Source organism: Micromonospora sp. NPDC005254, assembly GCF_042872525.1.
GTDB lineage: Bacteria > Actinomycetota > Actinomycetes > Mycobacteriales > Micromonosporaceae > Micromonospora.
This window is the reverse complement of record NZ_JBIAKM010000008.1, coordinates 389,654-413,056: the sequence shown is the minus strand read 5'-3', so window position 1 is coordinate 413,056 and position 23,403 is coordinate 389,654. Positions and strand designations below refer to the sequence as shown.

21 protein-coding genes are annotated in these 23,403 nt (G+C 70.7%); 15 read left to right on the top strand and 6 right to left on the bottom strand.

Annotated features, from left to right (window positions below; translation table 11 throughout):
- Positions 1-117 precede the first annotated feature (117 nt).
- The 3 genes from tsf to frr all read left to right on the top strand — a co-directional run bounded on the left by tsf (position 118) and on the right by frr (position 2,515).
- Entirely contained in the window at positions 118-945 is an 828-nt protein-coding gene (gene tsf, locus ACFYPR_RS25175) for a translation elongation factor Ts (protein ID WP_354856366.1), read from the top strand.
- A 162-nt stretch (positions 946-1,107) separates the two neighbouring features.
- Complete coding sequence (gene pyrH / locus ACFYPR_RS25170) at positions 1,108-1,875, top strand: UMP kinase (protein WP_354856364.1); 768 nt, start codon at positions 1,108-1,110, stop codon at positions 1,873-1,875.
- Positions 1,876-1,957: 82 nt separating this feature from the next.
- Entirely contained in the window at positions 1,958-2,515 is a 558-nt protein-coding gene (gene frr / locus ACFYPR_RS25165; RefSeq protein WP_354856362.1) for a ribosome recycling factor, read from the top strand.
- A gap of 82 nt (positions 2,516-2,597) precedes the next feature.
- Here frr and ACFYPR_RS25160 read toward each other — a convergent pair whose 3' ends face one another.
- Entirely contained in the window at positions 2,598-3,041 is a 444-nt protein-coding gene (locus ACFYPR_RS25160) for a hypothetical protein (protein WP_387262757.1), read from the bottom strand.
- Between the two features lie 443 nt (positions 3,042-3,484).
- Here ACFYPR_RS25160 and ACFYPR_RS25155 point away from each other — a divergent pair, with 443 nt between their 5' ends.
- From ACFYPR_RS25155 to ACFYPR_RS25145, 3 genes are all read left to right on the top strand, one after another.
- Positions 3,485-4,930 (top strand): phosphatidate cytidylyltransferase, encoded by a 1,446-nt coding sequence (locus tag ACFYPR_RS25155; protein ID WP_354856359.1) that lies wholly within the window; start codon positions 3,485-3,487, stop codon positions 4,928-4,930.
- A 104-nt stretch (positions 4,931-5,034) separates the two neighbouring features.
- Positions 5,035-6,192: a 23S rRNA (adenine(2503)-C(2))-methyltransferase RlmN gene (rlmN, locus tag ACFYPR_RS25150; RefSeq protein WP_354856357.1), complete on the top strand. Its 1,158-nt coding sequence runs from the start codon at positions 5,035-5,037 to the stop codon at positions 6,190-6,192.
- Positions 6,193-6,223: 31 nt separating this feature from the next.
- Positions 6,224-7,444 carry a DivIVA domain-containing protein gene (locus ACFYPR_RS25145; protein WP_387179231.1) on the top strand — a complete coding sequence of 407 codons (1,221 nt, stop codon included), beginning with the start codon at positions 6,224-6,226 and terminating at the stop codon, positions 7,442-7,444.
- An 88-nt stretch (positions 7,445-7,532) separates the two neighbouring features.
- Here the strand turns inward: ACFYPR_RS25145 and ACFYPR_RS25140 are convergent, their stop codons facing one another.
- Positions 7,533-7,757, bottom strand: coding sequence for a DUF2631 domain-containing protein (locus ACFYPR_RS25140; protein ID WP_007456591.1), 225 nt, complete (start codon positions 7,755-7,757; stop codon positions 7,533-7,535).
- Between the two features lie 198 nt (positions 7,758-7,955).
- Between ACFYPR_RS25140 and ACFYPR_RS25135 the strand changes: the two genes are divergently transcribed.
- Positions 7,956-9,545, top strand: coding sequence for a Rieske 2Fe-2S domain-containing protein (locus ACFYPR_RS25135; RefSeq protein ID WP_355067880.1), 1,590 nt, complete (start codon positions 7,956-7,958; stop codon positions 9,543-9,545).
- A gap of 127 nt (positions 9,546-9,672) precedes the next feature.
- Entirely contained in the window at positions 9,673-10,371 is a 699-nt protein-coding gene (locus ACFYPR_RS25130; RefSeq protein WP_387262754.1) for a TMEM175 family protein, read from the top strand.
- On the opposite strand, the gene ACFYPR_RS25125 is transcribed toward ACFYPR_RS25130, so the two are convergent.
- Both ACFYPR_RS25125 and ACFYPR_RS25120 read right to left on the bottom strand, forming a co-directional pair.
- Complete coding sequence (locus ACFYPR_RS25125; RefSeq protein ID WP_387262752.1) at positions 10,360-11,955, bottom strand: phytoene desaturase family protein; 1,596 nt, start codon at positions 11,953-11,955, stop codon at positions 10,360-10,362. The two genes, ACFYPR_RS25130 and ACFYPR_RS25125, sit on opposite strands and share 12 nt — an antisense overlap.
- A gap of 33 nt (positions 11,956-11,988) precedes the next feature.
- On the bottom strand, positions 11,989-12,837 hold the full coding sequence (locus ACFYPR_RS25120) for a YhjD/YihY/BrkB family envelope integrity protein (protein WP_354856349.1): 849 nt from the start codon (positions 12,835-12,837) through the stop codon (positions 11,989-11,991).
- Between the two features lie 51 nt (positions 12,838-12,888).
- Between ACFYPR_RS25120 and ACFYPR_RS25115 the strand changes: the two genes are divergently transcribed.
- Entirely contained in the window at positions 12,889-13,440 is a 552-nt protein-coding gene (locus ACFYPR_RS25115) for a GNAT family N-acetyltransferase (protein WP_354856347.1), read from the top strand.
- A gap of 300 nt (positions 13,441-13,740) precedes the next feature.
- The gene (locus ACFYPR_RS25110; RefSeq protein ID WP_387262750.1) at positions 13,741-17,703 is read left to right on the top strand and encodes a CARDB domain-containing protein; all 3,963 of its coding nucleotides are present in this window, start codon (positions 13,741-13,743) and stop codon (positions 17,701-17,703) included.
- A gap of 137 nt (positions 17,704-17,840) precedes the next feature.
- Here the strand turns inward: ACFYPR_RS25110 and ACFYPR_RS25105 are convergent, their stop codons facing one another.
- Positions 17,841-18,284 (bottom strand): hypothetical protein, encoded by a 444-nt coding sequence (locus tag ACFYPR_RS25105; RefSeq protein ID WP_354856345.1) that lies wholly within the window; start codon positions 18,282-18,284, stop codon positions 17,841-17,843.
- Between the two features lie 115 nt (positions 18,285-18,399).
- Positions 18,400-18,750, bottom strand: coding sequence for a hypothetical protein (locus ACFYPR_RS25100; RefSeq protein WP_387262747.1), 351 nt, complete (start codon positions 18,748-18,750; stop codon positions 18,400-18,402).
- Positions 18,751-18,959: 209 nt separating this feature from the next.
- On the opposite strand from ACFYPR_RS25100, the gene ACFYPR_RS25095 reads away from it, so the two are divergent.
- The 5 genes from ACFYPR_RS25095 to ACFYPR_RS25075 all read left to right on the top strand — a co-directional run bounded on the left by ACFYPR_RS25095 (position 18,960) and on the right by ACFYPR_RS25075 (position 23,398).
- On the top strand, positions 18,960-19,766 hold the full coding sequence (locus tag ACFYPR_RS25095; RefSeq protein WP_355133409.1) for a helix-turn-helix transcriptional regulator: 807 nt from the start codon (positions 18,960-18,962) through the stop codon (positions 19,764-19,766).
- On the top strand, positions 19,757-19,957 hold the full coding sequence (locus ACFYPR_RS25090; protein ID WP_354856341.1) for a DUF397 domain-containing protein: 201 nt from the start codon (positions 19,757-19,759) through the stop codon (positions 19,955-19,957). The genes ACFYPR_RS25095 and ACFYPR_RS25090 overlap by 10 nt, the downstream gene beginning before the upstream one ends.
- A gap of 190 nt (positions 19,958-20,147) precedes the next feature.
- A complete protein-coding gene (locus ACFYPR_RS25085) occupies positions 20,148-20,789 on the top strand; it encodes a Uma2 family endonuclease (protein ID WP_387262745.1) in 642 nt (213 codons plus the stop codon).
- 147 nt (positions 20,790-20,936) lie between these two features.
- Positions 20,937-22,148 carry a 1-deoxy-D-xylulose-5-phosphate reductoisomerase gene (gene dxr, locus ACFYPR_RS25080; RefSeq protein WP_354856338.1) on the top strand — a complete coding sequence of 404 codons (1,212 nt, stop codon included), beginning with the start codon at positions 20,937-20,939 and terminating at the stop codon, positions 22,146-22,148.
- Entirely contained in the window at positions 22,148-23,398 is a 1,251-nt protein-coding gene (locus ACFYPR_RS25075; RefSeq protein ID WP_354856336.1) for a site-2 protease family protein, read from the top strand. The genes dxr and ACFYPR_RS25075 overlap by 1 nt, the downstream gene beginning before the upstream one ends.
- Positions 23,399-23,403: the final 5 nt, after the last annotated feature.

Here is a 23,403-nt window from a genome sequence, read left to right as displayed (position 1 = left end):
TCCGTCCGTTTTCCGAAGACGGCGGGCAGCGGCGGTACGCCGGGCACGATCCGCCCGGATCCGGGTAACCGGCACCTCTGACCATCCACACGCCGTCTCAACACCGAAGAGAGAGCCATGTCCCAAATCACCGCCGCGGACGTCAAGAAGCTCCGCGACCTCACCGGCGCCGGCATGATGGACAGCAAGAAGGCGCTGACCGAGGCCGAGGGCGACTTCGACAAGGCCATCGAGATCCTGCGCGTCAAGGGCGCCAAGGACGTCGGCAAGCGGGCCGGCCGTACGGCCGCCAACGGCCTGGTCGCCCACTCCGGCAAGGCGCTGCTCGAGCTCAACTGCGAGACCGACTTCGTCGCCAAGACCGAGTCGTTCATCGCGCTGGCCCAGCAGCTGGTGGAGCACGGCGAGCGTTCCGGCGTGAACAACGCCGAGGAGCTGCTCGCCTCCGAGCTGGACGGCAAGGTCGTCGCGGACCTGGTCCAGGAGCAGTCCGCCAAGATCGGCGAGAAGCTGGTGCTCAACCGGTTCGCCAAGGTCGAGGGCACCACCGCGGTCTACCTGCACCGCAAGGCGCAGGACCTGCCGCCGGCCGTCGGCGTGCTGGTGTCGTACACCGGCAAGTCGGACGAAGCGGGCGACGCTGACGCCCGTGGTGTCGCCATGCAGATCGCCGCGATGCGGCCGAAGTACCTCACCCGGGACGAGGTTCCGGCCGAGGTCGTCGAGTCCGAGCGGCGCATCGCCGAGCAGACCGCCCGCGAGGAGAACAAGCCCGAGGCGGCCCTGCCGAAGATCGTCGAGGGTCGGGTGAACTCCTTCTTCAAGGACTACGTCCTGATCGAGCAGTCGTCCGTGGCTGACAACAAGAAGACGGTGAAGCAGGTGCTGGCCGAGGCCGGCATCGAGGTCACCCGCTTCGTGCGGTTCGAGGTCGGCCAGGCCTGAGCCGCCACCGGGCGCCGCGCGCGCCCGTGGGCGCAAGACGTCGACGAGGAGGCCGCCGGTGTACGTGACAGGCACCGCGGCCTCCTCGTCACATAGGGTCGGCAGCGGCAGGTTCGCGGTAACGCGTCGCGCGGGGCGTGCGCGTGGGGGAAGGCGGGGCGGATGACGCAGGTTGTGAGTGACCGGACGCTGGCGGTGGACGATCCGACGGCGCCGCCGCCGGGACGCGCCCGCCGGGTGGTGCTGAAGCTCTCCGGTGAGGTGTTCGGTGGCGGCGCGATCGGCGTCGACCCGGACGTCGTCCAGGCCATCGCCCGACAGATCGCCACCGTGGTCCGCCGCGGCGTACAGGTCTCCGTCGTGGTTGGCGGCGGCAACTTCTTCCGCGGCGCGGAGCTGCAGAAGCGCGGCATGGACCGGGCCCGCGCCGACTACATGGGCATGCTCGGCACCGTGATGAACTGCCTCGCCCTCCAGGACTTCCTGGAGAAGGAGGGCATCGAGACCCGGGTGCAGAGCGCCATCACCATGGCCCAGGTCGCCGAGCCGTACATCCCGCTGCGGGCGATCCGGCATTTGGAGAAGGGCCGCGTGGTCATCTTCGGCGCCGGCGCCGGGATGCCGTACTTCTCCACCGACACCGTGGCCGCCCAGCGGGCGCTGGAGATCCGGGCCGACGTGGTGCTGATGAGCAAGAACGGCGTGGACGGCGTCTACACCGCCGACCCCAGGATCGACCCCACCGCCAGCAAGCTCGACTCGATCACCTTCTCCGAGGTGCTGCGCCGCAACCTGCGGGTGGCCGACGCCGCTGCGTTCAGCCTCTGCATGGAGAACGGCCTGCCGATGCTGGTTTTCGGCGCGCAGGGTGACGACACCATCATCCGCGCGGTGGGTGGCGAAAAGATCGGCACCCTGATCACCGCCTGAGCCCCGCCGGTGGCGACGGCAGCAGCGGTCTGACGACTTTCAGCAAGGCCCACGACGAGCACAGAAGGAGGCGAGGAGACCGGTGATCGACGACACCCTCCTCGAGGCCGAGGAGAAGATGGAGCGTGCGGTTGAGCACGCCAAGGAGGAGTTCGGCGCCATCCGTACCGGTCGCGCCAACGCCGCCATGTTCTCCAAGGTCATCATCGACTACTACGGCACGCCCACGCCGCTGACGCAGATGGCGTCCATCGCGGTTCCCGAGCCGCGGATGGCCATCATCAAGCCGTACGACAACTCGCAGATCAACGCGATGGAGAAGGCGATCCGCGACTCGGACCTCGGGGTGAACCCGAACAACGAGGGCAACCAGCTGCGCATCCTGCTCCCACAGATGACCGAGGAGCGCCGCCGCGACATGATCAAGGTGGCCCGGCACAAGGGCGAGGAGGCCAAGGTGGCCATCCGCAACGTCCGCCGCCGCGCCAAGGAGGAGCTGGACCGGATCGTCAAGGACGGCGAGGCCGGCGAGGACGATGGTCGCCGCGCCGAGAAGGAACTGGACGACCTGACGCAGCGCTACGTCGCCAGCATCGACGACCTGGTCAAGCACAAGGAGACCGAGCTGCTGGAGGTCTGAGGCCCGACCCGGCGTCCGCCGGGTGAGCAGCCGACGTGAGGCCCGCCCCCGATCCGGGGACGGGCCTCGTGCCGTCTGCGCGTCAGCGGGGGATCCGGACGGTACGGGTCGTCTCGGTCAGGGTCGTTCCGACGTACGCGTCGTGCAGCTCGAAGCGCACGGTGGCCCGACCCGGGTGCAGCACCGGGCCGCCCCGGTAGAAGCCCATCGAGATGCTGGCGGTGCCACCGTCGCAGACGATCTCGCCGGCGCCGAGGCCGCCGGTGGCCCAGTAGGTCGGCAGGCCGTCCTGGGTCAGCGACGCCGACAGGAAGTACACGCCGGTCGGGCAGTTGCGCACCTCCCCCCGGGCGGTGGCGGCCGGGAACGCCGGCCCGGTGCCGTCGGGACTCCCGTCGTACAGGTAGATCTCGCTGGTGCGGTGGTCGATCCTGATGCTGGCGTTCCGCGTCGCCGCGGTGGCCGGTGGGGCCGCCGTCAGGACGAGGGCGACCATCGTCAGCACCACCAGGCTGATTCTGCGCACGAACGTTCCTCCCCGCTGCTGTGGTGGAAACCGCCGGCGGACGCCAGCACACCGACAGCCGACCACCGACGGGTAGCGCGGGTCATCCCCTGTTCGCCCGGATGCTCGGTCGGATAGGCGTCGATGCACCGCCGGTGCTCGTGCGGACGGTGGGCGCGGTTCTCGGGCCGCCGTGCGGCCGCCGCCGTCGTGGCAGCGCGGCGACTCGCCGGATCTCGCTCACCGCGACCCCCGGAGGGGCCCCGGCGGTCAGGGGCGCCATCGTCCGCCTCGCCCCGGCGGCGGGTGCAGTAGGCTCGGCAGGATTCCCGGCCACCGGGCGGTGCACACCGGGAATCGACCGACCGTCGGGGCGGTCGAGCCGGAGGAACACAGTCGCGCGTGTAGGGGATGCTTGTGGTCTTGCGTCATGTGGTGGTACTCGTGCCGCGTCGCGGTGCGTGATGTCCCACCCCGACCCCTACACCGACGAGCCGCGCGGCTGGGACCGGCCCGAGCGCCCGGTGGCCCTGCCCTGGCCCGAGCAGGAGCTTGAGGCGGGCCAGTGGAGCCGCCGTCCGGCCGCCGGGCCCGAGTTGTACGCCGAGCCCCGCAGCCGCCCGTACGCCGATCCGTACCCGGCAGACCCGTACCCGGCGGACCCGTACGACGAGCGCGGCCGGACGGTCCGCCCGGACGACCGGGACCGCTTCGACGACCGGGACCGGCGCGACCGTTTCGACGACCGGGACCGCTACGACGACGGCAACCAGCCCGACCGGTACGACGACCGGGGTCGCCCCGGCCGCTACGGCGACCGCCCGCCAGCGGGTGACGCTTCGCCACGTTATGCCGACCCCGGCGCCGGCCAGCGTTACGACGACCGGGACGCGCCGTCCCGCTTCGACGACCGTGACGTTCCGCCGCGCTTCGACGACGATGCCGGTTACCCGACCGCGCAGCTCGCGCCCATCGGCGCCGAGATCCTGCCGGACGACGATCCGGTGACCGAGCCGGAGCCGCCGAGCGGCCGGCGGCCGAAAGGCCGGCGACGGGCCAGCCTCGACCGGCCGGCGACCCAGCAGGTGGGCACCGGGCGGGCCGGCCGGAACCTGCCGGCGGCGATCGGGGTCGGGCTCGGCCTCGGCGCGCTGATCGTGGTTCCGCTGGTCTTCTACCCGCTGGCGTTCCTGCCGGTGATCGCCGCCGCCATCGCGGTCGGCATCTGGGAGATGGCCCGGGCGGTCCGCCGCAGCGGCGCCCACCCGCCGCTGGTGCCGCTGCTCGCCGGTGGCGTGCTGACCATCGGGCTGGCGTGGTTCGCCGGCCCGGACGCGCTCAGCCTGGGCCTGCTGGTCACCGTGCTGGGCACGATGGTCTGGCGGTTGGGCGACGGCCCGGCCGGCTTCCAGCGGGATCTCACCGCGGCCACCCTGATCGCGGTCTACGTGCCGTTCCTCGGCGGTTTCGCGGCGTTGCTGGCGGCGGCCCCCGACGACGGCCGGCTGCGCATCCTGGCCACGCTGATCGCGGTGGTCCTCTCCGACACCGGCGGGTACGCGGCCGGCGTCTCCTTCGGCCGCCACCCGATGGCCCCGTCGATCAGCCCCAAGAAGTCCTGGGAGGGCTTCGCCGGCTCGGTCACCGCGGCGGCGCTGGGCAGTGCGCTGCTGCTGTGGCTGATGTTCGAGGTGGCCCCCTGGTGGGGTGCCGTGTTCGGGGTGGCCGTCTCCTGTGCGGCGGTCCTCGGCGATCTCGCCGAATCGATGATCAAGCGGGACCTCGGCGTCAAGGACATGAGCAACCTGCTGCCCGGGCACGGTGGCCTGATGGACCGGCTGGACTCGATCCTGTTCGCGGTGCCGACCGCGTACCTGCTGTTGGCGATCTTCGTGCCGATGGTGGGGTGAGGCATGGATCACCGTGGCCCGAGCGTTCGCGACCGCCGGCCGGGAGCGGTTCCACACCTCCGGAGGGGTGCCCGGCGCCGGAGGCGTGACACACTGGACCAGCCATGACGAGCCTGCCGTTGATCCCCGCCATCTCGGAAGCCCCCGCCGCACGCCGGGCCTCCATGCCGCCGCAGCACCTCGCCGACCTGGATCTGGCCGGCCGCCAGGCGCTGGTCGCCGGGTTGGGTGAGCCCGCGTTCCGTGCCAAGCAGATCTCCAACCACTACTTCGGGCGGCTGGTTCGCGACCCGCAGGCGATGACCGATCTCCCGGCGGCGACGCGTGAGCGGCTGGCCGACCAGTTGCTGCCCACGCTGCTCAATCCGGTGCGCGAGCTGGCCTGTGACGACGGCGCGACCCGCAAGGCGCTCTGGAAGCTGCACGACGGCGCGCTGGTGGAGAGCGTGCTGATGGGCTACCCGGACCGCGTCACGGTCTGCATCTCCAGCCAGGCGGGCTGCGGTATGGCCTGCCCGTTCTGCGCCACCGGCCAGGCCGGGTTGACCCGCAACCTGTCCACGGCGGAGATCGTCGACCAGGCGGTCTACCTGGCCGGGGTGGCGGCCTCGGGCGCGGTCGCCGGCTCACCGCCGCGGCTGTCGCACGTCGTGTTCATGGGCATGGGCGAGCCGCTGGCCAACTACAACCGGGTCATCGCGGCGATCCGTCGGCTGGTCAGCCCCGCTCCGGAGGGCCTGGGCCTCTCCCAGCGGCACATCACCGTTTCCACGGTCGGCCTGGTTCCGGCCATCCGCCGACTGGCCAGCGAAGACCTCTCTGTGACCCTTGCGTTGTCGCTGCACGCGCCCGATGATGATCTGCGCGACGAACTCGTGCCGGTAAACCAGCGCTGGAAGGTAGCCGAGGTGCTGGACGCAGCGTGGGACTACGCCGCCCGGACGGGCCGTCGCGTGTCCATCGAATACGCAATGATCAAGGACGTGAACGACCAGCCGTGGCGAGCTGACCTGCTCGGGCGGCTGTTGGCCGGCAAGTTGGCGCATGTGAACCTCATCCCGCTCAATCCGACGCCGGGCAGCCGCTGGGACGCGAGCCCGAAGCCGGTCGAGCGGGAGTTCGTCCGGCGCTTGCGTGACGCGGGAGTCTCCACCACCGTACGGGACACCCGGGGTCGCGAGATCGACGGCGCGTGTGGCCAGCTCGCCGCCGCCGAGGACACCGACACCTTCACCGACCGCGCCGGAGAGGCACCGGCGTGACCGGGCGTGGCGAACGAGACCAGGAGACATAGTGGCGAGTCAGGGTCAGCGTTTCCGGCGCAAGGCGCTCCGCCGGGGATACAAGGTCGACGAGGTGGATGCCTTCCTCGACCGGGTCGAGGCGACGCTCGACGGCCGGCAGGTGGGTGCGCCGGTGGCCTCCCAGGAGGTCCACGACGTCGTCTTCCGGGTCCGGTTCAACGGCTACGACGAGTGGCAGGTCGACCTGCACCTGGACCGGGTCGAGCGACAGCTGGCCGAGCTGGAGGAGCGCACGAGCGCCGGGCGCGGCGGCGACCCTCGGATGGGTGACCGGTTGGGCCCTCCGGATCGGATGGGCCCGCCGCTGCGCGACGACCGTGGGGGCATGGTTCCGCAGCCGATGCCGCCCCGGCCGATGCCCGCGCAGGCCGGTCCGCCGGCCGACCGCTACGGCCGGTACGACGAGCCCACCGGCGCCTTCGCCGGCGGGTACGACGCCCCCCGCGGCGGCTACGACGCGCAGCGCGGCCCCGGCGGCCCCGGCCCGATGGGGCCTGGTGGTCCGATGGGTGGCCACGGCGTCCCGCCGCGCGGTCTGCCCGCCGGTCCGGGGGCCTACGGTCCGCCGGACGAGCAGCGCATGCCCGGCGGCTACGGTCCGCCCGACGACCAGCGTGGGCCCGGTGGCTACGGCCCGCCCGACGACCAGCGTGGGCCCGGTGGCTACGGCCCGCCCGACGACCAGCGTGGGCCCGGTGGCGGCTATCCGCCGGAGGAGCCCCGCTTCGACGGCTTCGAGGCCGGTCGGCACGGTCGCGCCGACATGACCGCCGAGATCCGGATGCCCGAACGGGAGCTGCGCGACATGCGCCGTGGCCCGGCCGGCCCGCCCCCGATGCCGCAGCAGGGCCTCGGTGGCCCGCCGATGGCGGGTCCGCCCGCCGTGGCCGGCCCGCCGATGGGTGGCCCGCCGATGGCCGGGCCTCCGATGGGTGGCCCGCCGATGGCCGGCCCGCCCGGAAGCGACCTGTACCGGGTCGACCAGATCCGCCGCAGCTTCCAGGTGCGCCGTTTCGGCAGCGGGTACGACCCGGACCAGGTGGACCGGTTCTTCGAGACCCTGCTCGGCGGCATGCAGCGCCGCAACCCGATGCCGGTCGACCCGAAGGATCTTGACACGCTCCGGTTCGGCCTGGTGCCCGGCGGCTACTTCGAGGCCGAGGTCGACGCCGCGCTCAAGGACGTGCAGGACATCCTCTTCGGGCGCTGACCCCGACACGTACGCGAACGAGGGCCCGTCCCCGGGTGGGGGGCGGGCCCTCGGCGTACGTCGGCCGGTCGTCCGGCGGCCGGTCGGGTCAGGAGCGCAGGCCGTTGCGCCGCAGCACAGCGTCGCCGATCACGATGACCAGCAGCAGCGCGGCCAGGCCGACCAGCCAGATGTCCTCGACCCTGCCCTCGTGGTTGCCGCAGAACGCCATGACGACCAGCGCCAGCGCGGACAGCACGGCGCCGATGCGCCCCGACTTGCGGTGCCCGGGCTTGTGCTGGTCCGGCGACGTTACCGGCTCGCTTCCTGCCACTGTCGGTCCTTCCCTCGCGATCGGATCTTTGGTTAGTCTGGCACGCCTCCCGCACGGGGCGGCGCGGTGGGGGTTTCCCCGCCTTCTGGCCCTGCCCGCCCAGGCCGGACGGCACTACGGGCGTCGCGGGGTGGCGGTCAGACTCCCTCCGGTAGCGTTTGGCGTACACCTGATTGTCTGTTTGAGGGGGACTGTGCGGTGCGAGTGACCGGAACCGGGCACGCCAGCATGCGGATCGACACGGCCGCGGGCAGCATCCTGTGCGACCCGTGGGTCAACCCGGCCTACTTCGCCTCGTGGTTTCCCTTCCCGGACAATTCCCTGCTCGACTGGGAGACGCTGGGCCAGGTCGACTACCTGTACGTCTCCCACCTGCACCGGGACCACTTCGACGCGAAGCACCTGCGGGACTTCGTCTCGAAGGACGCCACCGTCCTGCTCCCCGAGTTCCCCACCTCGGAGATGGAGGACGAGTTCCGGGCGCTGGGCTTCACGAAGTTCCTCAAGGCGCCCAACGAGCAGGTCGTGGAGCTGGACGGCGGCCTGAAGATCATGATCCAGGCGCTGACCAGCCCCACCGACGGCCCGATCGGTGACTCCTCGCTCTGGGTCGAGTACGACGGTGTGCGGCTGCTCAACCAGAACGACGCCCGCCCCACCGACCTGAGCGTCTTCGCCGAGCTGGGGCACGTGCACGCGCACCTGCTCCAGTTCTCCGGGGCGATCTGGTACCCGATGGTCTACGAGCTGCCGCAGGCGGCGAAGACCGCGTTCGGCAAGCAGAAGCGCGACCGGCAGTTCGACCGGACGTGGCGCTACATCGACGACCTGAAGGCCGACCACGTCTTCCCGATCGCCGGCCCGCCGTGCTTCCTCGACGACGCGCTGTGGCAGTTCAACGACATCCACGGCGACGAGGGCAACATCTTCCCGGACCAGTCGGTCTTCCTGAGCGAGTACGCGAAGGTCGGCGGCACCAACGGCATCGTGCTGCTGCCGGGCAGCGTCGCCGAGGTCACCACCGAGGGCGCGAGCACCACCCACCCGGTGCCGGTGGAGGAGTTCTTCGCGAACAAGGTCGCCCACCTGGAGGAGATGCGCGAGCGCAAGCGCCCGATCATCGAGGCGGAGAAGGCGTCCTGGCGGCACCCCGAGGTGGACGTGCTCGGCGAGATGAAGCGCCGCATCGAGCCGCTGCTCGACGAATCGATCTACCTGGCCAAGGGGGTCGGCGGCCCGGTCCGCTTCGACCTGGTGGGCACCGACGACTCGGGCGGGGAGACCATTGAATCCATCGTGGTGGACTTCCCGGGCAAGGAGGTCCGGCCGTACGCGGATGAGAAGGTCCGCTACCGCTTCCGGACCGAGCGGTCGCTGATCGAGCACCTGCTCTTCATCGACGAGGTGGACTGGGTCAACTCGCTCTTCCTGTCCTGCCGGTTCTCGGCGGCCCGGATCGGCCAGTACAACGAGTTCGTCTACGCGTTCTTCAAGTGCCTCTCCGAGGAGCGCCTCCAGTACGCCGAGGGTTGGTACGACGAGCACGAGCGCAGCACCGACGCCGAGGACATCACGCTTGGCGACTGGGTGGTGCAGCGGCGCTGCCCGCACCTGAAGGCGGACCTGACCCGGTTCGGCATCGTCGAGGGTGACCAGCTGACCTGCCAGCTGCACGGTTGGCGCTTCGATCTGCCCAGCGGCCGCTGCCTGACCAGCGTCGGCCACAAGGTCCGCGCCCACCGCGTCGACGCGGAGACCCCGGCCCCGGCGGGCGAAGCCCTGAGCTGACCCCCCTCCCCGCGATCTTGCACTTCCCGCGGCAGCAAAGTTCGGCAATCGCCCCGGAACGGCGACCGGAAGCGCAAGATCGCGGGGAGGGGTGCGCGAGCGACGCACCACCGGGAGCGGGGCAGGCGTGGCGGGGGCGGACGCGCAGGAGGAGGAGTACCGGTACGAACGCGGCCGGGAGAAGGCCCGGGACGCCGCCCGGGTGGAGACGTTCAGCGACGGCGTCTTCGCGGTCGTCCTGACGGTGATGGCCGTCGAGCTGCTCCAGACCGGCCCCGCCAGGGACAGTGGACGAGAGGTTCCGGACGCCCTGGCCCACGCCTGGCCGTCCTACCTGGCGTATGTGATCACCTTCGCGCTCGCCGGGCAGGTCTGGCTCGCCCACCACAACCTGTGGCGGTACGTGGTCCGGGTCGATCAGATGCTGCTGGTCTTCAACCTCGGCGTCCTGCTCTTCATCGCCACCCTCCCGTTCACCGCCGACCTGCTGTCGGACAACCTGCGGGGTGGGGCGACCGAGCAGCGACTGACCGCCGCCCTGTACCTCGGCACCGTGCTCGGTGAGGCGATCTTCGTCAACCTGAGCTGGTGGTGGGCCCGCCGGCGCGGGCTGCTGAACCCCGACCTGGATCCCCGGCTGGCCCGGGCGATCGCACGTCGGGTGCTGCTCAAGCCCCTGCTCTACCTCGTCGCCTTCGCCGTCGTCTTCATCGACCCCATCCTGAGCCTCTGCGCGTACCTCCTGCTGGTCGGCTACTACCTGATCGGCGGCCCGGGTGATCTGCGGCCGTCCGCCGGGCCGAGCGGGGACCGGTCAGCGGCCTAGGTCGGCGAGGATGCGTCGGGCGGCGTTGTGGCCGGCGGCGCCGATGACGCTGCCCGCCGGGTGGCAGCCGGCGCTGCCCGCGTACACGCCGTCGATGCCGGTGGCGTACGGCATGCGGTCGGTGAACGAGACGGTGTTGTCGACGTGGTGGATGTGACCGCCGGTGATGCCGAAGTGCTTCTCGATGCCCGGCGGGGGCAGCGGCACCGCGTCGGCGATCAGGTCGGCGGTGCCCGGCGCGTACCGCTCGACGATTTCGACGAGCCGGTCGACGTAGCCGGGCAGTTCCGCGTCCCAGCTGGTGCCGGCCAGCTCGTAGGGGACCGACTGGACGAACAGCGCCGACGAGTGGTGGCCGGCGGCGTCGGAGAGCGACGGGTCGACTGTGGTGTGCAGGTACCACTCGATGGTCGGCTCCGCCGGCAGCCGCCCGGCCTGCACGTCCGCCCACATGTCCCGCAGCGCGGTCATCGGCGAGGTGGCGTCGCCGCCGACCAGCGACGCGGACCCGGGCAGCAGGTGGATGGTCGAGCCGAACGGGCTCGGCGTACCCGCCGGCAGGCAGGAGAACCGCGGCAGGCCGCGGAGCGCCAGGTTGAGCTTGAGGGTGGTGCCGGGGCGGCGGACCGCCGCCATCCGTTCGCCGAGTCGCGCCGGGAGCGCGCCGTCGGGCACCAGGTCCATCAGCCGGTACGGGTCACACGCGCCGAGCACCACCCTCGCTGCGACCTCTCGACCGTCGGCCAGCACGACTCCGCTGGCCGCGCCGCCGTCGAGGGTCACCGCGCGCACCGGCGTACCGGTCGCGATGGTGGCTCCGGCGGCGCGCGCGGCGTCGGCGAACGTGCGGGAGACGGTGCCCATCCCGCCCTCGGCGATCATCCAGGTGCCGCCCGAGCCGGGCAGCCGGCACATGTTGTGCACGAGGAAGTTGTGGCCGGTGCCGGGGTCGTCCGGGCCGGCGTTGAGGCCGGAGAGCCCGTCGGTGACCGCGTACATGCTGACCAGCAGTTCGGAGCGGAACTCGAACCGGGCCAGGTAGTCCGCGACCGAGCCCCGGACGAGGTCGACGAAGACCTGCCGCAGCGCCGGGCGGACGTGCCGCTCGGCGGTCTCCTCGGCGGTCAGCGGCTCGGCCAGCCAGGCCGGGGCGAGGTCCTCGCGCAGCGCGGCCAGCTCGGCCTGCATGGCGTCGTCGGCGGCCACGTCGGCGGGGGAGAAGAACTCGGCGAGCTGTGCCCGGGTGGCGGCGGTGTCGCTGCCGAAGAGCAGGTACGGCGAGCCGAGGCCGCCGGGCGTGGGCAGGAAGTAGTGCGGGTCGCGGCGCAGCACCGGGATCCGCACGTCGAGGGTGGCGAGCAGCTCCGGCGGCATGAGCCCGAGCAGGTACGACCCGGTGGAGTGGCGCAGCCCCGGCACCTTCGGGAACGGGTTCTCGGTGCGGGTGGCGCCGCCGATCACGTCGGCCGCCTCCAGCACCAGGACGTCCAGGCCGGCGCGGGCCAGCAGGATGGCGGAGACCAGACCGTTGTGCCCGGCACCGACGATCACGACGTCGGTCCGGCCGGGAAGTTCACTGCTCATGCCGCCGCAGCCTAGCCCCACCACCCCGCCGGGTCAGCCCACCCCGCGTTGCGAAGGGGTGCGTTGGGCGCGCCAGCGGGAGAGGGCCAGCGTGGCGGAATAGCCGGCCAGGACGATCACGTGGAACAGGTACAGCCACAGGAGCACGGCCACGCCGGCGCCGATCTCGTCGAAGCCGCCGAACGGCGCTCCCAGATCCAGCGGCAGGGACGCGAAGAGCACGAAGCCGTGCAGGAACCCGGAGAGGTTCGCCGCGGTGAACGACCCGACAACGAGGGTGGAGAGCCAGTCCGGCGATGCTGGCCCCACCACCCGGAACACCCACACCAGCACCGGTGTGAGCACCAGCCACACCGCCAGGAACGACAGCACCACGCCCAGAGCGCCGACCCAGCCGCCCTGGGTGACCAGGTGGGTGGTGAGCGGGAGCGCCAGCAGGATCGACAGCAGCAGCGCGGGCGCCGGTGCGAGCAACGGCAGCAGCAGCAGCCGACCTCGCCAACCGACCAGGTGCTCGTCGCTGCGCGGAGCCGCCACCGACACGAACGCCCGGCGCAGCCCCTCGCCGTACAGCGACGCGGGCAGCAGCGACGCAAGGGCCAGCACCGGGGTCAACTCCACCCCGGCGTCGACCAGCGCGGCCACCGCCCGGGGCGCGCCGATCGCCGTCGGCAGGGCCTCCACGGCGTACGACGTGAGCCGGCGTACCCGATCGGCTCCCGCGATCAGCGAGGTGAGCCAGAGGGCCAGCAGCGCCACCGGGACCACGGCGATCGCCCCGTAGAAGGTGATCGCGGCGGCGTGCAGCGACAGGTCCCGCCCGCGCACCGGACGGAACGCGGCACTGGTGATCCGCTTCGCGCGCTGCCATCCGTTGCCCACCGGGTTTTCCTTCCCTGTCCTCGGTGCGGTCACTCCTTAAGATCGCCGGTCATGACTGTTCTCACCACCGAACGTCTCATCCTGCGCGATTGGACCGACGATCCGGCCGATCTGGCCCGCATCTACGACATCTACTCCCGCAGCGAGATCACCCGCTGGCTGGGCATGGCACCCGGGCTGCCGCTGACCGATCCGGCGCAGGCCGCCGAGCGGTTGCGACTCTGGCGGGACCGGCACGCGGCCGACCGCGGCCGGTACGGCACGTGGGCGATCGAGGTGCGCGACAGCGGGCTGGTGGCGGGCACGGTGCTGCTCAAGCCGCTCCCGGGGCGGGACGAGACGCGCCGTACGTCAGACATCGAGGTGGGTTGGCACCTGCACCCGGATTCCTGGGGTCACGGCTACGCCACCGAGGCGGCGCGTGCCGTCGTGGCGCGGGAGTTCGCCGCCGGCACCCCGGAGATCTACGCGGTGGTGTCGCCGGGCAACGAGCCGTCGATGGCGGTCTGCCGGCGACTCGGCATGGCGCACGTGGGGCAGCGCACCGACTGGTACGGCGGAGAGCTGTTGGAGACCTTCGTCCTGGCGGCACCAGATACCTGACCGGGCAGGCAAGCCCATCAATAGTCACAGCGGTCGAAGTGTTGACGCTCCCGTAGCACGTCAGTAACCTTTGGCCAAAGTAACGCAAGATTTCGACAAAGACGTGCACGATTCCGAGCACGTATCCGGAAGATTCAACGGGTCTCCCTGGGGTCCGTTGCTGGTCGTGCCCCGCGCCGTCCGTACCACCCCCGTCTCTCTCGACGCCGGCCCGCTCTTGCGGGCCGGCGCTGCACCGCCGCACCCCCACCCCCCGTGGTCACGCCGCCGCGGCAACCGTCCCCCACGACAAGGACAGTGATGAGACGAACGAATCTGTTCAGGATGGTGGCGGCCATGGCCGCGGCCACGCTGATGGCCACGGCGGGGGCGACCGCGATCGCGAGCCCGGCCGGCGCCGCCCGCCCCGCCGCCCCGGCCAGCAGCGCCTTCGCCCCGGCCGCCACCAACCTCGCCCAGGGTCGTCCCACCCAGGAGAGCGGCCACGCCGACGTCTACGACTCGTCGAAGGTCGTCGACGGCAACGCGGGCAGCTACTGGGAGAGCCTCAACAACTCGTTTCCCCAGTGGGTGCAGGTCGATCTCGGCTCGTCGCAGTCGGTCAACCAGGTCGTGTTGAAGCTGCCGACCTCCGGTTGGGCGACCCGTACGCAGACGTTGAGCGTGCAGGGCAGCGCCACCGGTTCGTCGTTCACCGACCTGGTCGGGTCGCAGACGTACACCTTCAACCCGGCGAGCGGCAGCACCGTCACGATCAACTTCAGCTCGGCCTCCACCCGCTACGTGCGGATCACCGTCACCGCCAACAGCGGCTGGCCGGCTGGGCAGCTCTCCGAGCTGGAGGTGTACGGCAGCGGCACGACCACCCCGGACACCACCGCACCGAGCGTCCCGGGCAACCTCTCGTACACCCAGTCGGGCACCACCATCACCCTCAACTGGGTCGCGTCCACCGACAACGCGGGCGGCAGCGGCATCGCCGGCTACGACATCTACCGCAACGGCGCGTTCCTCCAGTCCGTCGGCAACGTGACCACCTTCACCGACACCCAGCCGGCCACGGCGACGGTGTCGTACTACGTCCGGGCGCGCGACGCCGCCGGCAACCTCTCCGGCAACAGCAACACGGTCACCCGTACCGGCAGTGGTGACACCACCGCGCCGAGCGTCCCGGGGACGCTGTCGCAGAGCACGTCGGGCAGCACGATCACGCTCACCTGGGGCGCGTCGACCGATTCCGGTGGCAGCGGCCTGGCCGGCTACAACGTCTACCGGGGCGGCAACCTGATCGCGACGCTGAGCACCGTCCTCACCTATCAGGACACCCAGCCCGCGACGGCGACCGTGTCGTACTACGTCCGTGCCCGCGACGGCGCCGGCAACCTCTCCGGCAACAGCAACACCGTGACCCGGACCGGCAGCAACCCGCCCGCCTGCACCAACGTGGCGCAGGGCAAGAGCATGACCGCGAGCGGCTCCACCTTCAGCTTCACCCCGGACAAGGCGAACGACGGGCAGCTCAGCACCTACTGGGAGGGCGCGGCGAGCTACCCGCAGAACCTGACCGTGGCGCTGGGCGCGAACCACTCGATCTCCGGCGTCACTGTGAAGCTCAACCCCGACCCGGCCTGGGGCACCCGTACCCAGACCATCCAGGTCCTCGGCCGCGACCAGGCGTCGTCGGCGTACACCAGTTTGGTGTCGGCGGCGGCCTACCAGTTCGTCCAGGGCGCCAACGTGGTGACCATCCCGGTCACCGCGACCACGGCGGACGTGCAGTTGCGGTTCACCGGCAACACCGGCGCCCCGTCCGGCCAGGTGGCCGAGCTGGAGGTGTGCGGCACCCCGGCGCCCAACCCGGACCTGGTCGTCAGCTCGGTGACCTGGTCACCCACGTCGCCCACCGAGGCCAGCGCGGTCACCCTCTCGGCCGTCGTGCAGAACATCGGTTCAGCGTCCGCCGGCGCGACCACTGTCAACTTCAGCCTGGCCGGCGCGGTCGTCGGCAGCGCCACGGTGGGCGCGCTCGCCGCGGGCGGCTCGACCACCGTGTCGTTCAACGCCGGTACGCGGCCGATGGGCAGCTACGCCGTCTCGGCGGTGGTCGACCCGACGAACACGATCGTCGAGCAGAACAACGGCAACAACAGCCTCACGGCGGCGTCGCCGCTGGTGATCGCGCAGGCACCGGGGCCCGACCTCCAGGTGCTCAGCATCGCCTCGAACCCGCCGAACCCGGCCGTCGGGGCGTCCGTCACCTTCACCGTGGCGGTCCGCAACCGGGGCACCACCGCGACCGGCGCGACCACCGTCACCCGGCTGGTGGTGGGGAGCACCACGCTCAACACCAGCACCGCCTCGATCGCGGCTGGCGCGACGGTCACCGTGGCCGTCACCGGCAGCTGGACCGCCACCAGCGGCGGTGCCACCATCACCGCCACCGCTGATGCGACAAACGTGGTGACCGAGACCAACGAGAGCAACAACGCGTTCAGCCAGTCGATAGTGGTCGGTCGCGGGGCCGCCGTTCCGTACGTCTCCTACGAGGCCGAGGCCGGCCGTTACCAGGGCACGCTGCTGGAGACCGACCCGCTGCGCACCTTCGGGCACACCAACTTCGCCAGCGAGTCCTCCGGCCGCAAGTCGGTACGGCTCACCAGCACCGGCCAGTTCGTCGAGTTCACCTCGGCCAACCAGGCCAACTCCATCGTGGTGCGCAACTCGATCCCGGACGCGCCCGGTGGAGGGGGCATCGAGGCGACCATCAGCCTCTACGTCAACGACGTGTTCTCCCGGAAGCTGACGTTGTCGTCGAAGCACAGCTGGCTCTACGGCAACACCGACGGGCCGGAGGCGCTGACCAACACCCCGCAGGCCGACGCCCGACGGCTCTTCGACGAGTCGAACGCCCTGCTGGCGCAGTCGTACCCGGCCGGCACTCGGTTCAAGTTGCAACGCGACTCGGGTGACACCGCCTCCTTCTACGTCATCGACATGATCGACCTGGAGCAGGTCGCCCCGCCGGCCAGCCAGCCCGCCGGCTGCACCTCGATCACCGCGTACGGCGCGGTTCCGAACGACGGGCTCGACGACACCGCCGCCATCCAGCGGGCCGTGACCGACGACCAGAACGGTGTCATCGGCTGCGTCTGGATCCCCGCCGGGCAGTGGCGGCAGGAGCAGAAGATCCTGACCGACGACCCGCAGAACCGGGGCATGTACAACCAGGTCGGCATCAGCAACGTCACGATCCGGGGCGCCGGCATGTGGCACTCGCAGCTCTACACGCTGACCGAACCGCAGAACGTGGTGGGCGGCATCAACCACCCGCACGAGGGCAACTTCGGCTTCGACATCGACAAGAACACCCAGATCTCCGACATCGCCATCTTCGGCTCGGGCCGGATCCGTGGCGGTGACGGCAACGCCGAGGGCGGCGTCGGTCTGAACGGTCGCTTCGGCACCGGCACCAAAATCAGCAACGTCTGGATCGAGCACGCCAACGTGGGTGTCTGGGTGGGCCGCGACTACGACAACATCCCTGAGCTGTGGGGCCCGGCCGACGGGCTGGAGTTCACCGGCATGCGGATCCGCGACACGTACGCCGACGGCATCAACTTCAGCAACGGCACGCGCAACTCGCGGGTGTTCAACTCGTCCTTCCGCACCACCGGCGACGACGCGCTCGCCGTCTGGGCCAACCCGTACGTCAAGGACCGCAGCGTCGACATCGCCCACGACAACCACTTCGTCAACAACACCGTCCAGCTGCCCTGGCGGGCCAACGGCATCGCCATCTACGGCGGCTACGACAACTCGATCGAGAACAACCTGATCTACGACACCGCGAACTACCCGGGCATCATGCTGGCGACCGACCACGACCCGCTGCCCTTCTCCGGAACGACGCTGATCGCCAACAACGGGCTCTACCGCACCGGCGGCGCGTTCTGGAACGAGGACCAGGAGTTCGGCGCCATCACGCTCTTCCCGGCAACCCGGGACATCGTCGGGGTCACCATCCGCGACACCGACGTCATCGACTCGACGTACGACGGCATCCAGTTCAAGAACGGCGGCGGCAACATGCCGAACGTCGCCATCACCAACGTACGGATCGACAAATCCAACAACGGCGCCGGCATCCTCGCGATGGGCGGGGCGCGCGGCAACGCCAACCTGACCAACGTGACCATCACCAACTCGGCCGACGGCAACATCGTCGTCGAGCCGGGCTCACAGTTCGTCATCAACGGGGGCTAGTCCCGGTCGGGGGCCGCTGCGCCGGTCCCCGACCGTTCCACCCATCGCCTGATCAACACGCTTTCACCGAAATCGGGGTGTCCGCGGCCCGCGGACACCCCGACTTCCGTGAACCCGAGTCGATCAGCGCGGCCTGGTCAGGCGGTCGGCACCGGCGCCAGGGCCGCGGCGAGGGCCTCGGCGTTCTTCTTGTCCACCCGGGGGAACGTCAGCGTGACGCCGTCCCCGCCGGCGCCGAAGGCGAGGCGCAGCAGGCTCACGATGCCCATCTTCGCCTCGGCGAGTGCGACCTGCTCCCGAGGCACCTCGCCGAGCACACCGGTGCCGGGCCCGCCGAGGAAGGTCTGCGGCAGAAAGATCAGCCGCCGGTCGGTGAGGACGACGAACTGCTTCTTGGTCCGTGACAGCGCGTGGCCCACCGCCCCGGCGCCCGCGGTGATCAGTCCCTGCGAGACGACCGTCCCGAGTCGGCCGGCCGAGAAACTGCCGACCATCGCCCGGGTCGCGCTGACCGGCTGTTCCCCGGGTTGCAGGATCGACGCCACCCGCTCGAACGCGCGCGCCTGAAGCTTCTGGTTCATGTGGTCCCCTCCGTGTTTGACCGTGATCGCCGCTGATGCTCGCGGAGCAGGACACCCCCGGGCCATCCGTCGATCAGACGCATGATCATGACGGTCGGCCAGGGTCGGCGTCGGGTCACCCGCGGTTTCGGGCCGGCCCGCAGGGGCCGTCGTGGGCGTCGGGACGCCGGCACCGGCCTGCGCCGCCGAGCCGGGCGTCACAGAACACTCGGGTACGCAGGAACTGCGCGTCCTCCTCGCTGAGCGTCGTCTCCCCGAAGTCGACGACGGCGAGGTGACCGAGCGAGTCGCACAGTGCCACGGCCAGGGCGGTGGCGTCGTCGAGACTGGTCAGGGTGGTCGGTAGGTGGACGATCCACCGTGGCGCGGTCACCGCGTCCACCGGCAGGGCCACAGCGGCCGGGCCGCACGACGCTGCCGGTCCGGACAGGGCCAGCGCAGCCCACAGGTGCAGTACCGACCCCACCGTGCCCAGTTGCGCCGATGCCTCGGTGTCATTGGCACCAACCCGACCTGCTTGCCCATCACGTCCACCTTCCTCGTGCCTGTTCACACTCTGGTGTGGACGCGACTACCGTCGGAAGGTGGCGAGCGCCCTCAGCGCCGGGTGTGCCGATCCGCCGAGACGCGGTGATGGCTGGTGGTGACTGGTGGGCGAGATGTGGTGGAGGTGTGATGGACAGCGGCCCGGTGTCGACGCTGGAGTTTCTCGGGGCGGAGCTGCGACGGGCTCGCCGGGAGCGTGGGCTGAGCCAGGAGGAGTTGGCGCAGCGCATCAGCTACTCGTCGTCGCTGGTGGGGATGGTGGAGATCGGTCACCGCACCCCCTCGCAGGACTTCATCGCCCGGGTCGACGGGATATTGGAGGCCGGTGGGCTGTTCGAGCGACTGCTCACCCTGGTCCGGGCCGACGCCGCCCCGCCGTGGTTGCGTGAGTGGATCACCGTCGAACGGGAGGCGACCATGATCCGCTGGTTCGAGCCGTCGTTGATCCCCGGCCTCCTGCAGACCGAGGCGTACGCCCGGGCGGTGCTGCGCGGCGGGAGGATGCTGCGGGAGCCGGAGGTCGAGCAACGGGTGGGCTCACGGTTGGACCGGCAGTCGGTGCTGAGCCGGGAGCACCCGCCGGAGTTCGTGGCCGTCGTCGACGAGGCGGTGCTGAGGCGGGGGATCGGCGCACCGGCCGTGATGGTGGCGCAGTTCGAGCACCTGCTCCAGATCACCGAGCAGCCGCACGTGGACCTTTACGTGGTGCCGGCCGGGGCGGGCATGCATGCCGGGTTGGCGGGTCCGTTCATCCTGGCTCGGACACCGGACAGCGGTGAGGTCGCGCACCTCGACACCGCGGTGCGCGCGCACGTGACCGATCGCCCGGAGGACGTTGATAACCTTCAGCGCAGGTGGGAGAGCCTGCGGGGCGAGGCGTTGCCCCGGCGGGCCTCACGGGATCTCGTGCGGGAGCTGGCGAAGTCATGGACCTGACCGGTGCGGTGTGGCGCACGTCCACCCGCAGCGACAACGGGGGCTCCACCTGTGTGGAGGTGGCCACCAATCTGTCGCACCTGGTCGGCGTACGCGACAGCACGGACCGGCACGGGCCGGTGCTGACCTTCACCCCCTCGGCCTGGGCCGCCTTCATCGAGTTCACGGTGGTCAGCCAACCCTCGCGATGACCGCGCCCTGTCAGCCGCAGATCTTGGACAGTTTCCGTTCGGACCTAACGGAAACTGTCCAAGATCTATTCGTGCCGTGCGGGATGCTGCGGATCGAGCGGCGGCGGACTCGGTGTGCGATGACGTGCTGCGGGGGCTGCGGTGGCTAGGCTGACCTGAGCATGATGGTCCGCTGAGGGGGTGAGCCCGGATGGCCGAGGCAGCGTTCGCGCCGGAGCCGGCGCCGCAGCACACCGAGCCGTCGTTCGACGTGCTGCGGTGGCATGACGAGCCGTGGACCGCTCAGCTCGCCCTCGACCTGTTGCCGGAGACCAACGGCCCCAAGGTTGAGGTCCTGAGCGGAAGCGTGATCGTGACACCACACGCGGGAATCGACCACCAGTCGGTCGAGAGGGAACTGCCCTACGTGCTGCACCGTGCTGCGCGAAAGGCCGGCTTCTGGGTCTATCCGGAGATCAACGTCCTCTCCGGGGATGATCTCTTTATTCCAGACATCGTTGTGCTGCGCAGCTCCGGGGGTGGCCGCACGACGGTTCCCATCGTCGAGGCGGTGCTACTGGGGGAGATCGTTTCGCCGGGCAACCGACGCAAGGACGTGATCGACCGGCCCCGGGAGTACGCGGCTGCCGGAGTTCCGTTCTTCCTCCGGGTGGACCTGCGCAATCGGGTACCGACACTGGCTCTGTTCGAGCTGGTCAACGGGGAGTACCGGCCGGTGGCCGCCGCAGCAGCGGGCAGCACCTTCGCGATGCGCGAGCCCTTCGAGTTCTCCATCGATCCGGCCGAACTGCTGGACGAGGAGGCGGTCCCAGAAGAGTCCGGCACCTCTTGATCGACACGGTTTCGGCGATGTGGGGGTGTCCGAGAGGTGCGGATACCCCGAGATCGGCGATCTGGAGTTGATCATGGCCGACAGCGGCGCGCGGGGAGGGCTGAGGCTCCCAGCGGGCGTGCAGCGGCGGTGGGGGAGAATGGCCTCGTGACTTCCCCCCGCGACCTTGTTCTGCTCGGGTCCACCGGTTCGATCGGCACGCAGGCCATCGACATCGTCCGGCGCAACCCGGACCGGTTCCGGGTGGTGGCGCTCGGCGCCGGCGGTGGCAACGTCGAGTTGCTCGCCGCGCAGGCCCTCGAACTGGGCGTCGAGGCGGTCGGGGTGGCCAAGGCATCCGCGGCGCAGGACCTGCAACTCGCGTTCTACGCGGAGGCGAGCCGCCGGGGCTGGGCCACCGGCGACTTCAAACTTCCCAAGATTGTCGCCGGGCCGGACGCCATGACCGAGTTGGCGCAGTGGCCGTGCGACGTCGTGCTCAACGGCGTGGTCGGCTCGCTGGGCCTCGCTCCTACGCTGGCCGCGCTGCGCGGTGGTCGTACTCTCGCGTTGGCCAACAAGGAGTCGCTCGTGGCCGGCGGCCCGCTGGTCAAGGCCGCGGTGACGCGGCCGGGGCAGATCGTGCCTGTCGACTCGGAGCACTCGGCGCTGGCCCAGTGCCTGCGGTCCGGGTCGCGCGGCGAGGTGCGGCGGCTGATCGTCACGGCCAGCGGTGGCCCGTTCCGGGGTCGGCGGCGCGACGAGTTGACGCAGGTCACACCCGAGCAGGCGCTCGCGCACCCGACCTGGAACATGGGGCCGGTCGTCACGATCAACTCGGCGACCATGGTCAACAAGGCCCTTGAGGTGATCGAGGCGCACGAGTTGTTCGACGTGCCGTACGCCGACATCACCGTGATGGTGCACCCGCAGTCGGTGATCCACTCGATGGTCGAGTTCACCGACGGGTCGACGATCGCCCAGGCCAGCCCACCGGACATGCGGCTGCCGATCGCGCTGGGCATCGGCTGGCCGCACCGGGTGCCCGAGGCCGCCGCCGCCGTCGACTGGACGGCCGCGCACACCTGGGAGTTCGCGCCGCTCGACGACGAGGCGTTCCCGGCCGTGGCCCTGGCCAAGGCCGCCGGGGAGGCCGGGCGCTGCCGCCCGGCGATCTACAACGCGGCCAACGAGGAGTGCGTGGCGGCGTTCGTGGCGGGCCGACTGCCGTTCCTCGGCATCGTCGACACCCTCGAACGCGTGTTGGAGGACGCTCCGGACTTCGCCGAACCAGGTACCGTCGAGGACGTGCTCGCGGCCGAGTCGTGGGCGCGCGCGCACGCGCAGGAGATCATCGCGGGTTCGGTGGAAGGAGCTTGATGTCGTACCTGCTCGGGGTGGTCCTCTTCGCCCTGGCCATCCTCATCTCGGTGAGTCTGCACGAGGCGGGGCACCTGCTCACCGCCAAGATGTTCGGGATGAAGGTCACCAAGTACTTCGTCGGCTTCGGTCCCACCATCTGGTCGTTCCGACGGGGCGAGACCGAGTACGGCCTCAAGGGCATTCCCCTCGGCGGTTTCTGCAAGATCGTCGGGATGACGCCGCAGGACGACGACGTCGAGCCGGGCGACGAGTCGCGGGTGATGTGGCGCTACCCGGTGTGGAAGCGCACCATCGTGATGGCCGCCGGGTCGATCACGCACTTCGCGCTCGCGCTGATCACCATCTGGATCCTCGCCGTCTCCGCCGGCCTGCCCAACCCGGACTTCCCCACCACTGACGCGCAGGCCCGTAAGGAGCCGGCGGTCATCCAGCTCAGCCCCTGTGTGGTGCCGGAGAACACGCTGCGGGAGTGCACCCCCGCTGACGCGGCCAGCCCGGCCGCTCAGGCCCAGCTGCGCGACGGCGACCGGATCACCTCGATCAACGGCACCCCGATCAGCAACTACGGCGACCTGCTGACCACGCTGCGCAGTCTCAAGCCGGGCGACACCACGCGGATCGAGTACGTCCGCGACGGGCAGGCGGGCAGCACCAGCACGGTGCTCGCGCAGACCCAGCGTCCGCCCCTGGACGACCCGAAGGGCGCCGCCGCGCCGGTGGCCGCGCTCGGCGTCGGCCTCGTGCCCAGCACCCCCACCCGCGTGACGTACGGGCCGGTCGGCGCGTTCGGGGCCACCGCCGACTTCACCGGCCAACTGGCCGTCGGCACCGCGCAGGCGTTGCAGCGCATCCCGCAGAAGGTCCCCGCCCTGTGGACCGCCCTCACCGGCGGCGAGCGGGACGTGGACACCCCGATCAGCGTGGTCGGCGCCAGCCGGCTCGGCGGGGAGGCCGTGCAGAACAACGCCTGGCTGGTCTTCTTCATGCTCTTCGTGTCGCTGAACTTCTTCATCGGGGTGTTCAACCTGCTGCCGCTTCTCCCGGTGGACGGCGGCCACATCGCCATCGCCTGGTTCGAACGGGCCCGCTCCTGGGTCTACGCGCGGATCGGCCGGGCCGACCCGGGCCGGGTCGACTACCTCAAACTGATGCCCTTCACGTACGCGGTGATCCTGATCGGTGGCGCGTTCACGCTGCTCACCATCGCCGCGGACGTGGTCAACCCCATCACGCTCTTCTCAAGGTGAGTGCC

Excerpts from the sequence above, each read along its gene's own strand:
- ACFYPR_RS25110 (WP_387262750.1), top strand. The coding sequence starts at position 13,741 with ATGAGACGAACGAATCTGTTCAGGATGGTGGCGGCCATGGCCGCGGCC.
- rlmN (WP_354856357.1), top strand. The coding sequence starts at position 5,035 with ATGACGAGCCTGCCGTTGATCCCCGCCATCTCGGAAGCCCCCGCCGCA.
- ACFYPR_RS25075 (WP_354856336.1), top strand. The coding sequence starts at position 22,148 with ATGTCGTACCTGCTCGGGGTGGTCCTCTTCGCCCTGGCCATCCTCATC.
- ACFYPR_RS25090 (WP_354856341.1), top strand. The coding sequence starts at position 19,757 with ATGGACCTGACCGGTGCGGTGTGGCGCACGTCCACCCGCAGCGACAAC.
- ACFYPR_RS25115 (WP_354856347.1), top strand. The coding sequence starts at position 12,889 with ATGACTGTTCTCACCACCGAACGTCTCATCCTGCGCGATTGGACCGAC.
- ACFYPR_RS25095 (WP_355133409.1), top strand. The coding sequence starts at position 18,960 with ATGGACAGCGGCCCGGTGTCGACGCTGGAGTTTCTCGGGGCGGAGCTG.
- pyrH (WP_354856364.1), top strand. The coding sequence starts at position 1,108 with ATGACGCAGGTTGTGAGTGACCGGACGCTGGCGGTGGACGATCCGACG.
- tsf (WP_354856366.1), top strand. The coding sequence starts at position 118 with ATGTCCCAAATCACCGCCGCGGACGTCAAGAAGCTCCGCGACCTCACC.
- ACFYPR_RS25105 (WP_354856345.1), bottom strand. The coding sequence starts at position 18,284 with ATGAACCAGAAGCTTCAGGCGCGCGCGTTCGAGCGGGTGGCGTCGATC.
- ACFYPR_RS25125 (WP_387262752.1), bottom strand. The coding sequence starts at position 11,955 with ATGAGCAGTGAACTTCCCGGCCGGACCGACGTCGTGATCGTCGGTGCC.
- ACFYPR_RS25155 (WP_354856359.1), top strand. The coding sequence starts at position 3,485 with ATGTCCCACCCCGACCCCTACACCGACGAGCCGCGCGGCTGGGACCGG.
- ACFYPR_RS25085 (WP_387262745.1), top strand. The coding sequence starts at position 20,148 with ATGGCCGAGGCAGCGTTCGCGCCGGAGCCGGCGCCGCAGCACACCGAG.